Genomic DNA, 13,409 nt, shown 5'->3' with positions numbered 1-13,409 from the left:
TACGCTTTAGATCAGCAAAGGGCGACTATGTCTTTCCAACAAGAAGTGAGCAAACGTAGAACGTTTGCAATTATCTCTCACCCGGATGCGGGTAAAACCACGATTACTGAAAAAGTTCTTTTATTCGGAAACGCGATTCAGAAAGCGGGTACCGTAAAAGGCCGTGGCTCTAACCAGCACGCTAAATCTGACTGGATGGAGATGGAAAAAGAACGTGGTATCTCGGTAACTACGTCGGTAATGCAATTCCCATACAATGATTGCCTAGTAAACCTACTAGATACTCCAGGACACGAAGATTTCTCGGAAGATACGTACCGTACACTAACTGCGGTTGACTCTTGTTTGATGGTTATCGATGCTGCGAAAGGTGTCGAGGATCGTACTCGTAAGCTAATGGAAGTAACACGCCTGCGTGATACGCCAATCGTAACGTTTATGAACAAACTTGACCGTGACGTTCGTGACCCGATGGAAGTGCTTGATGAAGTGGAAAGCGAGCTGGGTATGGCTTGTTCTCCAATCTCATGGCCAATTGGTTGTGGTAAAGAATTTAAAGGTGTTTACCACATTCACCGTGATGAAACGATCTTGTACGAATCTGGCCACGGTCATGAGATCCAAGAAGTACGTATCATCAAAGGTCTAGACAACCCTGAGCTAAATGAAGCGGTAGGCGACGATCTTGCAAAAAGCGTACGTGAAGAGCTAGAGCTTGTTATCGGTGCTTGTCCTGAATTTGATCACGATCTGTTCCTTGCTGGTGAACTAACACCTGTTTACTTCGGTACTGCACTGGGTAACTTTGGTGTTGACCATATGCTAGATGGCCTAACGAAGTGGGCTCCTGCACCGCAAACTCGCCAAGCTAATGAGCGTGATGTAGTAGCGACAGAAGAGAAGTTTTCTGGCTTCGTATTTAAGATCCAAGCAAACATGGATCCTAAGCACCGTGACCGTATCGCATTCATGCGTATCGTATCGGGTACTTACAACCAAGGTATGAAGATGAACCATGTTCGTACTGGCAAGAACGTAAGTATCTCTGATGCGGTAACCTTTATGGCGGGTGACCGTGCGCGAGCTGAGAAAGCGTACGCGGGCGATATCATTGGTTTGCATAACCACGGCACAATCCAGATTGGTGATACCTTCACTCAAGGTGAAAGCCTGAAGTTTTCTGGTATTCCAAACTTCGCACCTGAACTATTCCGTCGTATTCGTCTACGCGATCCACTAAAGCAGAAGCAACTTCTAAAAGGCTTAGTTCAGCTTTCAGAAGAGGGCGCGGTACAAGTATTCCGTCCAATGCAGAACAACGACCTGATCGTTGGTGCGGTTGGTGTACTTCAGTTCGACGTGGTTGTAGCGCGCTTGAAAGCAGAATACAACGTAGAAGCTATCTACGAAGGTGTTAACGTTGCAACAGCTCGCTGGGTTGAGTGTGACGACGCTAAGAAACTGGAAGAGTTCAAACGTAAGAACCAATCTAACCTTGCGCTAGATGGCGGTGACAACCTGTCTTACATCGCACCAACTATGGTGAACTTGAACCTAGCCTCTGAACGTTTCCCTGAAGTTCAGTTCCGAGCGACGCGCGAGCACTAATTACTCCGCGCTCTATTCGAGTTAAACAAAAACGTCTATTGTTCTGCAATAGGCGTTTTTTAATACGTGCTATTTGAGGTTGGAAGCGTGAGGTTAATATGTTCGGTTGGATAAAAGTTTGGATTAAGAAATACGATAAGTGGTGTGAAGAGCTTGGTTTAACACCTGAGAATAAACGCAGTTGTGTACCTCATCGTCGTGATCCTCAAGGACAACAAACAGAGAGTGGGCAAGATGACACCAGAATTAAGTGATTTTCCGCTATTTGATACCCATTGCCATGCGGACTTTGACGCCTTTGACTGCGGTTTTTCAGTTGAGGAAAGTCTTGATGGTTACCTAAAAGAAGCGAAACAAGCCCAAGTTGAGAAACTGTTGATTCCTTCTATTGGTCAAAGTAACTGGGGGAAACTCGACAAAATCGCTCAATCTCACCCCAATGTTTACTATGCATTAGGCTTTCACCCGTACTTTTTAGAGCAAGCGGAGGATGAGCAATTCTCGGAACTTCACCAGTTACTCTCTTCAAAAAACAGCCAATGTGTCGCGATAGGTGAGTGTGGACTCGACTTCTTTGTCGACGTCGAAAAGGAAAAACAAGAGCGTTTTTTTATCCAACAAATGGAGCTTGCGAAGGCGTTTGACCTGCCTTTAATCATCCATGAGAGGAAGTCATACAACCGACTTATTGAGCTAATAAAGCAGCACAAATTCACCTTAGGTGGTGTGATTCACGGTTTTTCGGGGAGTGAACAGCAGGCTTTGGCTTGGATCAAGCTCGGTTTCTATATTGGCGTCGGTGGAACGATAACTTACCCAAGAGCACAGAAAACACGCACAGCCATCGCAAAATTGCCTCTTGAATACATGGTATTGGAAACGGATGCTCCGGACATGCCCATGCATGGAAACCAAGGAAATGTTAATCATTCCAAATATTTAGTTACGATCTTAAATGAACTTTTTTTGCTTAGAAAAGAGCCAAAGCAATCGATTGCAGCGCAAATTTGGCAAAATAGCCATCGCGCATTCGGTATATGTGAATAAAATCGAAGGTTTTTGTTTATCGTTTGCGTAAATTGCACTGAGCTTGTGATTTGGGTCACATTTGCGTGTGAATGGTACATGAATCTTCTACGAAAGTGTGAGGACGGCATTACTTTATTAGTGGTCGCATGAGTATAATTGCCTCCGCTTTATAGCCCCATTTTGTAACACGCCAATAAATAACTAATAAGGAAGTCATAAACTATGAGCCTGTTTATGAGCCTAGTCGGAATGGTTGCACTGATCGCAATCGCAGTACTACTATCTGACAACCGCAAAGCTATTAATCTAAGAACAGTGGGTGGCGCTTTCGCTATCCAATTCGCACTTGGTGCATTCGTACTTTACATCCCTTGGGGTCGTGATCTACTTGCAGGTTTCTCTGCTGGTGTAGCAAACGTGATCGACTACGGTAAAGACGGTACTGGTTTCCTATTCGGCAGCCTAGTTAACTTCTCAGTTGACGGTATCGGTTTCATCTTTGCTTTCCAAGTACTACCAACTCTGATTTTCTTCTCTGCACTTATCTCTGTACTTTACTACATTGGTGTTATGCAAATTGTAATCAAAGTTCTTGGTGGTGGTCTTCAGAAAGCTCTAGGTACTTCTCGCGCCGAGTCTATGTCTGCAGCAGCAAACATCTTCGTTGGTCAAACTGAAGCACCTCTAGTTGTTCGTCCATTTGTTCCTAAAATGACAAACTCTGAACTATTCGCAGTAATGTGTGGTGGTTTGGCTTCTGTAGCTGGTGGTGTACTAGCAGGTTACGCATCTATGGGTGTGCCTCTAGAGTACCTAGTTGCAGCGTCATTCATGGCAGCACCTGGTGGTCTACTATTCGCTAAAATCATCAAGCCTGAAACTGATAAGCCAGACGACAACATCGCTGACGAAATGGACGGTGGCGATGACAAACCAGCTAACGTTATCGACGCAGCAGCAGGTGGCGCATCAGTTGGTCTACAACTAGCTCTAAACGTAGGTGCAATGCTACTAGCATTCATCGGTCTAATTGCTCTAATCAACGGTATCCTAGGTGGCATCGGTGGTTGGGTTGGTATGGAAAACCTAACTCTAGAACTTCTTCTAGGTTGGATCTTCGCACCACTAGCATTCATCATCGGTGTTCCATGGGAAGAAGCAACTATCGCTGGTTCTTTCATTGGTCAGAAGACAGTTGTTAACGAATTCGTTGCATACCTAAACTTCGTACCATACGTTGGTGAAAACGCTCAAGTTGTTGCAGCAACTGGCCAAGTGATGTCTGAGAAGACTCAAGCAATCATCGCATTCGCACTATGTGGTTTCGCAAACCTTTCTTCTATTGCGATTCTTCTAGGTGGTCTAGGTGGTATTGCACCAAGCCGTCGCCACGACATCGCACGTATGGGTGTTAAAGCGGTAATTGCTGGTACTCTATCTAACCTGATGGCAGCAACAATTGCTGGCTTCTTCCTATCTTTCTAATCAAGTAGATTTAGATATATAGACGCCATAATAATATCGCCCCGTAGCAAGAAATTGCTGCGGGGCTTTTTTGTTTTTAGGCCTAGTGATTCTTTGGCATGAATATGAGCATAAGCATCAGCTTGATGTCGATTAATGGGTCTAGAATGTTTTTTTGAGATACAAACCGTTTGCGTTCTAAGGAGCACTACAATTTATTGATGGATACCTATAATGTATAAGCTTAAGGGATAGGATGTCTCTTTTGGCAAGAAAGTGACTGCTTGGATTCGTCCAAAGGTTATTCTTCTGGGATTAAGCCAAACTTAGCGATACGCTATAGATGTTAGACACAACATGACTGATTTGTTGTGCCATAGACCAAACTGGTACTGTGCGGTGACAAGGATTGCAATTGGTAGCGAAAGTTATCAAGTCTTCAGGGAACCAAGTCCGTTCATTTGTGACTACTGAGCATTACTAAAATATCCATCTATACTGGATGGAGGGCGAAGTAGTTAACTATTTGAATATATTGATCGGAGATAGAAATGAGCGATTTAAAAGCAGCAGCTCTACGTGCACTTAAACTTATGGACCTAACTACGCTAAATGACGACGATACTACTGAGAAAGTAGTGGCGCTTTGTCATGACGCGAAGACTGCAGTAGGCAACACAGCTGCAATCTGTATTTACCCTCGCTTTATCCCAGCAGCTAAGAAAGCGTTGCGTGAGCAAGGTACTCCAGAAGTACGCATTGCGACTGTAACTAACTTCCCTCATGGTAATGACGACATCGAAATTGCTGTTACAGAAACAAAAGCAGCAGTAGCGTACGGCGCAGATGAAGTTGACGTAGTATTCCCATACCGTGCCCTTATTGCTGGCAACGAAGAAGTTGGCTTTGAGCTAGTTAAGCAATGTAAAGCGGCTTGTGGTGACATCACGCTTAAAGTGATCATCGAAACAGGTGAACTGAAAGAAGAAGCACTGATCAAGAAAGCTTCTCAAATCTGTATCGAAGCTGGTGCAGACTTCATCAAAACTTCAACAGGTAAAGTGCCAGTAAACGCGACTCCAGAGTACGCGCGCATGATGCTTGAAGTTATTCGTGACATGGGCGTTGCTAAAACAGTTGGTTTCAAACCTGCTGGTGGCGTACGTACTGCTGAAGATGCAGCACTATACCTAGCAATGGCTGATGAACTACTAGGCACTGAGTGGGCAGACAATATGCACTACCGTTTTGGTGCTTCAAGCCTACTAACTAACCTTCTTAATACATTAGAAGTGACAGACCAGACTGCTGATCCTGCAGCATACTAAATTACTCGTCATATTTGACGCCGCAGCGTTGTTGACTGCGTAGTTCACCGGTTCGCCGGCCGTCCTAATCGCATAGAGCCTCTATGCTCATAGGAATGAACTTCGATTTTTTTCAAGAGAATAGTCGCCTAACTGCAACGCCAAATATTTAGAGTATTGAACATAATAAGTCTGTTTGATGGAGTGGCGTTAAGTCACTCCATATTACCTCTTTCCCCTACAAACCATACTCACTAGAGTTTGGGAGGCACTAATGTATCTACCTCAAGAAATTATTCGCAGAAAACGTGATGGTGAAGTCCTAACAGCGGACGAAATTAACTTCTTCATTCAAGGCGTAGCTAAAAACACGGTTTCTGAAGGCCAAATTGCAGCATTCGCAATGGCTATCTTCTTTAACGAAATGACCATGCCAGAGCGTATCGCACTAACGTGTGCAATGCGTGACTCAGGCATGGTGATTGACTGGAGCCACATGAACTTTGATGGCCCAATCGTTGATAAACACTCTACTGGTGGTGTTGGTGACGTAACTTCTCTGATGCTTGGCCCTATGGTGGCAGCATGTGGCGGTTTCGTTCCAATGATCTCTGGTCGTGGTTTAGGCCACACTGGCGGTACGCTAGACAAGCTTGAATCTATCCCTGGTTACAACATTACACCAACCAACGATGTGTTCGGTGAAGTAACTAAAGATGCTGGCGTAGCGATCATCGGTCAAACAGGCGATCTAGCTCCTGCTGATAAGCGTGTTTACGCGACTCGTGATATCACAGCAACCGTAGATAATATCTCGCTGATCACGGCTTCAATCCTATCTAAGAAACTGGCCGCTGGCCTTGACTCTCTAGTGATGGATGTAAAAGTAGGTTCAGGCGCATTCATGCCGACTTACGAAGCGTCTGAAGAGCTAGCGAAATCGATCGTTGCAGTAGCAAACGGTGCAGGCACTAAGACAACAGCAATCCTAACGGACATGAACCAAGTTCTGGCTTCTTCTGCGGGTAACGCAGTAGAAGTGCGTGAAGCAGTTCAATTCCTAACAGGTGAATACCGTAACCCACGTTTGCTAGAAATTACGATGGCATCGTGTGCTGAAATGCTGGTGTTGGGTAACCTTGCAAAAGATTCAGACGAAGCGCGCGAAAAACTGATGGCAGTACTGGATAACGGTAAAGCAGCAGAGTGCTTCGGTAAAATGGTAGCGGGCCTTGGTGGTCCAGCAGATTTTGTAGCGAACTACGATAACTACCTAGAAAAAGCAGAAATTGTTAAGCCAGTGTACGCGCTAGAAAGCGGTGTAGTATCAGCAATGGATACTCGTGCAATTGGTATGGCTGTCGTTGGTATGGGCGGTGGTCGCCGTGTAGCAACGGACAGCATTGATTACGCAGTCGGTTTTGATCACTTTATTCGTCTTGGCGAAGTGGCAAGTGAAGATAAACCATTAGCAATGATTCATGCTCGCAACGAACAACAGTGGCAAGAAGCTGCAACAGCATTACAAAATGCAATCACTGTGGGCGGAGAATATACAGCAACGCCAGGCGTTTACCGTCAGATTCGTTCTGAAGACGTGTAAATAACAGGTATCGGCATGCCTTGTGTATGCCGATAAACAGAGTTCTGGTGTAAAGAGCAATAAGTTGGTGAAGAAAATGAAAAGAGCATTTATTTTAGTTTTAGATTCATTCGGTATCGGTGAAACAGCGGATGCAGACAAATTCGGTGATGTAGGTTCAGACACTATGGGGCACATCGCAGATCATTGTGACAAAGGTCTTGCAGACAACGCAGATCGTCAAGGTCCTCTGACGCTACCAAACCTGTCTAAGCTAGGTTTAGCTATGGCTCACAAAGAGTCTACAGGTCGTTTTGCTCCTGGTATGGATGCAGACGCTGAAATCATCGGCGCTTACGGTCACGCTGCTGAACTGTCTTCTGGTAAAGATACGCCATCAGGTCACTGGGAAATCGCTGGTGTACCAGTATTGTTTGACTGGGGCTATTTCACCGACAAAGAGAACAGCTTTCCAAAAGAACTGACTGACCGCATCCTTGAGCGTGCAGGTTTGTCCGGTTTCTTAGGTAACTGCCACTCATCTGGCACGGAAATCCTAGATAACCTAGGTGAAGAGCACATGAAGACTGGCTTGCCTATCTTCTACACTTCTGCAGACTCTGTTTTCCAGATTGCTTGTCATGAAGAGACATTCGGCCTACAAAACCTATTAGACCTTTGTCAGATTGCTCGTGAAGAGCTCGAAGACTACAACATTGGTCGTGTTATCGCTCGTCCGTTCATTGGCCCAGGTAAAGGTCAATTTGAGCGCACTGGTAACCGTCGTGACCTTTCTGTTGAGCCACCTGCAGCCACCATTCTTCAGAAGTTGGTTGATGAGAAGGGCGGTAACGTTCACTCAATTGGTAAGATCTCTGATATCTACGCAGGTTGTGGTATCACTCAGAAAACCAAAGCAACAGGTATCCCTGCGCTATTTGAAGCAACAAAAGAAGCGATCAATGAAGCGGGCGACAATACGATTGTGTTCACTAACTTCGTTGATTTCGACTCAGCTTACGGCCACCGCCGTGATGTTGCAGGTTACGCCGCGGCACTTGAGTACTTCGATGGTCGCATCAATGAAATCATCGATATGATGAAAGAAGATGATGTACTTATCCTAACTGCAGACCACGGTTGTGATCCAACATGGCCAGGTACAGACCATACTCGTGAACATATCCCTGTGATTGTTTACGGTCAGAAGGTTCCAGCCGGTTCTCTAGGCCGTCGCGATACGTTCGCTGATATCGGTCAAAGCTTAGCGTCATACTTTGGTACGTCGCCAATGGGACACGGTACAAGCTTCCTATAATAGTTAACTAAGAGAGAGGGAAACCTCTCTCTTCTTTTTTGTTTTGAGATTAAGGATATTTTCAATGGCTACTCCACATATTAATGCTGAAATGGGTGATTTCGCTGACGTAGTTCTAATGCCAGGCGACCCGCTACGTGCTAAATACATCGCTGAAACCTTCTTAGAAGAAGTGGTTCAAGTGTGCGACGTTCGTAACATGTTTGGTTACACTGGTACTTACAAAGGTCGTAAGGTTTCGGTAATGGGACACGGTATGGGCATTCCATCTTGTTCTATTTACGCGACTGAGCTGATCAAAGACTTTGGTGTGAAAAAGATCATTCGTGTTGGTAGTTGTGGTGCAGTGAGCGAAGATATCAAAGTGCGCGATGTAGTTATTGGCATGGGCGCATGTACCGACTCAAAAGTGAACCGTATTCGCTTTAAAGGTCACGACTTCGCGGCTATCGCAGATTACAAAATGGTGCGCGCGGCAGAAGATGCAGCTAAAGCTCGCGGTGTGGATGTCAAAGTCGGCAACCTTTTCTCTGCTGAACTGTTCTACACGCCAGATCCTGAAATGTTTGAAGTGATGGATAAATACGGCATTGTCGGTGTAGAGATGGAAGCGGCAGGCATCTATGGTGTGTGTGCGGAATACGGTGCAAAAGCTCTGACTATCTGTACTGTGTCTGATCACATCAAAACCGGTGAGCAAACTACATCAGATGAGCGTCAAACAACCTTCAACGACATGATGGTTATCGCTCTAGACTCTGTGCTTCTTGGTGACCAAGAGTAATTACAGTTCACAATAGCTTGATAAAGTAACAGATAACAAAAAGCCCCGTCGCTGCCTGAGCGTCGGGGCTTTTTATTGGATCTTTTGAACTGAATCGTTATGAGTTTACGTTTTTCAGCAGTAAGTTCTCGCCTGACTTAGTTGGTCTTCTACGAATCAACATGATGAACAGCACACCACTGACGAAGCCCATCAAAACCATACCAATCATATAACGATCGCTCTTGCGGTAGTGGTGATCTGAAATCGCTGTCATCTTACCTGTTTCGAAGGTTACTCGAATAAAGCCGATGATCGTATGTTCTGCAGAATAAATAGGTTCAACTAATTGCTGTCTACCGATACTTGCGGTTGAAAGTGGCGTGTCTAAGCCAAGAACCTCACGTACAGAGAGTGCTTTTTCGCTCGAAGCCAGTCTAATACCTTCAGCATCGTAGATGGTGGTATCGAATACCAGTCGGTCTTGAGATAGCTGATTGGTCAGGTCAAGCAGTCGTTCTTGGTCTTGTTGCGTTATCATTTTACTGGCTGAAAGTGATGCCTGAGAGATAAGCAGCTTGGTAAGAGTTTCCAGCTGTTTCGCTTGGATCTTCTCGTTACCTTTACTGATCACGACCGTATTTTTAATCGTTACAACGAACATGGTAGCCAACAAAATGAGGGCTAGCATTCGTAAAGCGTTACGTATTGAGAACAATGATTCATTCATGTTTCACGAAGCCTGAAATAAACAAATGTTATGATTAAGATATATTGAGACTTGCGTTTTCAAATTGCAATAGGTTAACGTTTAGCATAGTTAATTAGGAATCATACACATGGACGCTCAGAAATATCTGCCGATTAAAAGGCATACTACATTATTAACTCGACTCCCCGAGACTCGTTTCGCTTCTCAACTCGCTAAGGCAAAGGCCAACTGGATTGTATTTGGTGAGTACCTATCTCCACAATCTTTTGATGACATCGATTTTTTCACCGGCACTTACAACACCATTCTTGATACGTGGAAAGTTGGACATTACGAAGTGGCACTGATGTCTGGAAACTTAACGCCTGCCCACGAAGAAATCCTACAAGCATTGAAGCTTGATTATGCTTGCCTTAGCGAGGTCCCAGACTTATCTAAGCCAGGTTTGATTGTGATGGATATGGATTCCACAGCGATTCAGATTGAATGTATTGATGAAATTGCAAAGCTGGCTGGAGTAGGAGAGCTAGTTTCTGAAATTACAGAGCGAGCTATGCAAGGTGAGTTAGACTTTGAACAAAGCCTACGTCAACGAGTGGGCGCACTGAAAGGTGCCGATGAAGCTATTCTTGAGCAAGTGCGTCAATCACTGCCATTCATGCCTGATCTTGTTGGGCTTGTGAATACGTTGAATAAGTTAGGCTGGAAGACGGCTATCGCATCTGGTGGCTTTACTTACTTCTCGGACTACTTGAAAGACACGTTAGACCTAGACCATGCTCAGTCGAACACATTAGAAATCGTCAAAGGCAAACTGACGGGTGAAGTTCTCGGTGATGTGGTTTCGGCGCAAACCAAAGCCGACATCTTAGTAGAACTCGCTGAAGAGTATGAGCTGGAATTGCACAATACGGTTGCTGTAGGCGATGGTGCGAATGACTTGGTGATGATGGGTTCTGCAGGTTTAGGTATTGCTTACCATGCGAAACCAAAAGTAGAGCAGCAAGCTCAAACCGCTGTGCGTTACGCTGGTTTAGGTGGTGTGCTTTGTATCTTGTCGGGTGTATTGGCTAAGCAGCAAAAAATCAGCTGGCAGGCAAAACCTTAAAATTTGCTTATTAGGTTTTATTAGCAGCAAACTATAATAGAACTCAGATACAAAAAAGCAGGCGATGAGCCTGCTTTTTTTATTTTCAAATCCAGTAAATGGATACTGACCTAACGAGTAAGCTCTAATCGAATCAAGACTTCGTCGGTAATGTCTTCAATTTCACCATAGCCGATAAAAGCGGTGATCTCATTCTCTAGTTTCTTCGCTTGGTGCATGCTAATTCGTGCCAGTTCTTCTAAGTCCGATTGGAACAAAGTGGTCAATGGATTAAAGATTGGTGCGGTTGTTACACGCAGTACATACACATCACCTAAGTGCTGTGCCTTCTTGATGAATAAGATGCGCTCTTTTGCCGAGGCGAAATCTTTTACCAACTTGGTATGCACCGATTGGATTTTGTCGCCAAATTTCACCGCAGCAATATACACGTCATGATGTTTAGGCTCTGCGCCTTCGATTCTTTTCAGTGGCTCAGCCAGTAATGAGCTAGTGTGACCCTTAAAGATCGGTTCTAGTGAGAACTTTTGGTTGTGTCCAAGCTTAGCCAGTAGAGTGAGGTGCTTATTCAGTGGGAAGTTCACACCAATGATCTTACAGCGCAGCGTTGAGCTTGGCTTATCAATGAAGATAGGGTTACTGACCATCTTACTCAGCAATATATTGTGCAACGATTCGAGCAACGAGTTGGTTGGCAGTATCTCTTTCTTTTTAATCAGTTTGCTTTGGTTTTGGTCGATAAGCCCGTTAAGGAAAGCGATAGTTCGCATTGTCTTGGCATTCTCAGCAATAACCAATTGTACGTTTCGACCATTCGGGCTTACGCGAATCACATGATAAGGCACTGTGCTCAGTGGCAAGTTTTTATCATAGAGCTGTAGCTCATTGAAGTTGACTAATACAGGGTCATTAATCTTAAGTACCATTGGGTGCTCAAGGGTAATGCTAAGTCCACGCTTCGAGATGTCTAAGGTGTGCCCGTTCGCTGCTGCACCATCTTGTGAGGTGAGTTGTAACGGTGATTTAAACTGGTATCTCGGCTCTTTACGACGAGTCTGAGAGTCAAAGTAGATACTTTGAATATTCCCAACCACAGTGCGTGGGTGACGGAAACGGTTCAGTTCATTGCTTGGAATGCGTGGCTTTTCACTCAATAGATAATCAGCTGCACTTTCATGATCGCCAATTTCTTGCAAAATGCCGCAATGCGTCAGTTGCGCTGAGCTTTGAGCTAACGTGTCTGAGTGTTTGGCTAACGCTTGTCGCTCGGTATCGGATAGTTCGAACACTGAGAACTTGAACGCCTTCCAACTTTTACGTTTACCACCAATGTGCCAGAACAGTTGTCTTTGCTCACGAGAGGCTTCTGGGAGCATCATCGAGTAAAACAAGGTCTTATTCTGATGTTCGTGGGTAAACGAATAGATGACGTTACTGGTACCTTTTACACCAGGCTTAGCCAATAAGTTCATTCGTTGTTCGTTGAACAGGGTACCCAGAGCTTGTTGGTTACGCTCGTCGTGCCAGTATTGCCACAACGGATGGTTGTTATCCGTAAGTAATGCAAGCTTGAGTTCGCTACCACTGAAGAATAAAGGAAGGTTACAGGTGTGTTTTAGATAGGTGTGTTCAATGCCTCGTGTGCGAGTTCGAATGATCCTATCTTGGTTCTCATGGCTGGTTTTCTTACTGGTGCTATTTAAAGACTCATCAAGTAAGCGAGCCACAATATTGGTGTCGCTTACCTTGATAGTTCTCAGAAATTTAACTGCGTTGTTCTCGTATGATTCATCAATACCCAGAACGCGAAATTCTACGGCTTGGTTAACGTCGTTTTCTTGAGACTTTTCGACAAGTTCTGTGAATTTGACGCTGATGATTTCACCAAGGTTATAGCGAAAGGCACTTGGCACCTTAAATTTTGCACCTGAAGGGGAAATATCGACCGTAACACCGTGTAGGCTTTGCCCTTTCGATGTGGTGATCTCAACCTGTGAACTAATCTTGAGTCTGTTTTCTTGGCGCTTTAAGTCGTAACCTAGGTTAATGGCTTCCGCTTCAAACGGGCTGTTAGCGCTTGTGATGTCGTGGCTATCTTGAGACGAAGTATTAACAACACTGCGAAGGGGCTGAGTTCGCGGAGTCATTACTAACTCCCATGCGCCCTCGGTGTAACCTTTAAACTTTTTTGTACCACGTTGATACGCGTTCAAAGCAATGTCATCGAGCCAGTGCTTACGGCCATCGAGAGTGAACTGACGACACTCATTATCAATACGCCCGCGTAAATCAATGCTCTTTGTACACGGAGCCATGATACGATTCAGTTCCATTTTAACGAGCAGCTTCAGAGACGGCGATTCCCCTTCTGTCATTTGAGAAAGAAGGAATTCGAAATCTTCGGCGTGGTAAGCCGGGATTAAACGTTCTGCTACAGATAGAATTTCAGATTGCTGCATACTTTTCTTGTTAGAATGGACGGTGCGTTTATGTTATCGACTAGTTTAAATCGATCTTT

Annotated in this window: 11 protein-coding genes; 9 read left to right on the top strand and 2 right to left on the bottom strand. The window is 44.8% G+C overall.

What is annotated here, in order from left to right; translation table 11 throughout:
- The first annotated feature begins 27 nt into the window (after positions 1–27).
- From prfC to deoD, 8 genes are all read left to right on the top strand, one after another.
- Positions 28–1,608: a peptide chain release factor 3 gene (prfC, locus tag ITG10_RS04535; RefSeq protein ID WP_017629631.1), complete on the top strand. Its 1,581-nt coding sequence runs from the start codon at positions 28–30 to the stop codon at positions 1,606–1,608.
- A gap of 98 nt (positions 1,609–1,706) precedes the next feature.
- Positions 1,707–1,862 (top strand): DUF5363 family protein, encoded by a 156-nt coding sequence (locus ITG10_RS04530; RefSeq protein ID WP_017629632.1) that lies wholly within the window; start codon positions 1,707–1,709, stop codon positions 1,860–1,862.
- Entirely contained in the window at positions 1,843–2,655 is an 813-nt protein-coding gene (locus tag ITG10_RS04525; protein WP_017629633.1) for a TatD family hydrolase, read from the top strand. The genes ITG10_RS04530 and ITG10_RS04525 overlap by 20 nt, the downstream gene beginning before the upstream one ends.
- A 204-nt stretch (positions 2,656–2,859) precedes the next feature.
- Positions 2,860–4,122, top strand: a complete 1,263-nt coding sequence (locus ITG10_RS04520; RefSeq protein ID WP_017629634.1) for a NupC/NupG family nucleoside CNT transporter — start codon at positions 2,860–2,862, stop codon at positions 4,120–4,122.
- 530 nt (positions 4,123–4,652) lie between these two features.
- Positions 4,653–5,429: a deoxyribose-phosphate aldolase gene (gene deoC / locus ITG10_RS04515; RefSeq protein ID WP_017629635.1), complete on the top strand. Its 777-nt coding sequence runs from the start codon at positions 4,653–4,655 to the stop codon at positions 5,427–5,429.
- A 253-nt stretch (positions 5,430–5,682) separates the two neighbouring features.
- Positions 5,683–7,011 carry a thymidine phosphorylase gene (gene deoA / locus ITG10_RS04510; RefSeq protein ID WP_017629636.1) on the top strand — a complete coding sequence of 443 codons (1,329 nt, stop codon included), beginning with the start codon at positions 5,683–5,685 and terminating at the stop codon, positions 7,009–7,011.
- A 76-nt stretch (positions 7,012–7,087) separates the two neighbouring features.
- Positions 7,088–8,308: a phosphopentomutase gene (locus ITG10_RS04505; RefSeq protein WP_026084114.1), complete on the top strand. Its 1,221-nt coding sequence runs from the start codon at positions 7,088–7,090 to the stop codon at positions 8,306–8,308.
- A gap of 64 nt (positions 8,309–8,372) precedes the next feature.
- Positions 8,373–9,092 (top strand): purine-nucleoside phosphorylase, encoded by a 720-nt coding sequence (gene deoD, locus ITG10_RS04500; RefSeq protein ID WP_004734474.1) that lies wholly within the window; start codon positions 8,373–8,375, stop codon positions 9,090–9,092.
- Between the two features lie 97 nt (positions 9,093–9,189).
- Here the strand turns inward: deoD and ITG10_RS04495 are convergent, their stop codons facing one another.
- Positions 9,190–9,801: a YtjB family periplasmic protein gene (locus ITG10_RS04495; protein ID WP_128644330.1), complete on the bottom strand. Its 612-nt coding sequence runs from the start codon at positions 9,799–9,801 to the stop codon at positions 9,190–9,192.
- Positions 9,802–9,910: 109 nt separating this feature from the next.
- Between ITG10_RS04495 and serB the strand changes: the two genes are divergently transcribed.
- Positions 9,911–10,891, top strand: coding sequence for a phosphoserine phosphatase (gene serB, locus ITG10_RS04490; protein ID WP_017629639.1), 981 nt, complete (start codon positions 9,911–9,913; stop codon positions 10,889–10,891).
- Positions 10,892–11,001: 110 nt separating this feature from the next.
- Here serB and ITG10_RS04485 read toward each other — a convergent pair whose 3' ends face one another.
- Entirely contained in the window at positions 11,002–13,350 is a 2,349-nt protein-coding gene (locus ITG10_RS04485) for a PilZ domain-containing protein (protein WP_017629640.1), read from the bottom strand.
- Positions 13,351–13,409: the final 59 nt, after the last annotated feature.

Source organism: Vibrio sp. ED004 (assembly GCF_023206395.1).
In the GTDB taxonomy this organism is placed as follows: Bacteria; Pseudomonadota; Gammaproteobacteria; order Enterobacterales; family Vibrionaceae; genus Vibrio.
The sequence above is the reverse complement of the archived record's forward strand: the minus strand, read 5'-3'. Positions and strand labels throughout refer to the sequence as shown.

Excerpts from the sequence above, each read along its gene's own strand:
- ITG10_RS04525 (WP_017629633.1), top strand. The coding sequence starts at position 1,843 with ATGACACCAGAATTAAGTGATTTTCCGCTATTTGATACCCATTGCCAT.
- prfC (WP_017629631.1), top strand. The coding sequence starts at position 28 with ATGTCTTTCCAACAAGAAGTGAGCAAACGTAGAACGTTTGCAATTATC.
- ITG10_RS04530 (WP_017629632.1), top strand. The coding sequence starts at position 1,707 with ATGTTCGGTTGGATAAAAGTTTGGATTAAGAAATACGATAAGTGGTGT.
- ITG10_RS04505 (WP_026084114.1), top strand. The coding sequence starts at position 7,088 with ATGAAAAGAGCATTTATTTTAGTTTTAGATTCATTCGGTATCGGTGAA.
- ITG10_RS04485 (WP_017629640.1), bottom strand. The coding sequence starts at position 13,350 with ATGCAGCAATCTGAAATTCTATCTGTAGCAGAACGTTTAATCCCGGCT.
- ITG10_RS04520 (WP_017629634.1), top strand. The coding sequence starts at position 2,860 with ATGAGCCTGTTTATGAGCCTAGTCGGAATGGTTGCACTGATCGCAATC.
- ITG10_RS04495 (WP_128644330.1), bottom strand. The coding sequence starts at position 9,801 with ATGAATGAATCATTGTTCTCAATACGTAACGCTTTACGAATGCTAGCC.
- deoC (WP_017629635.1), top strand. The coding sequence starts at position 4,653 with ATGAGCGATTTAAAAGCAGCAGCTCTACGTGCACTTAAACTTATGGAC.
- serB (WP_017629639.1), top strand. The coding sequence starts at position 9,911 with ATGGACGCTCAGAAATATCTGCCGATTAAAAGGCATACTACATTATTA.
- deoA (WP_017629636.1), top strand. The coding sequence starts at position 5,683 with ATGTATCTACCTCAAGAAATTATTCGCAGAAAACGTGATGGTGAAGTC.
- deoD (WP_004734474.1), top strand. The coding sequence starts at position 8,373 with ATGGCTACTCCACATATTAATGCTGAAATGGGTGATTTCGCTGACGTA.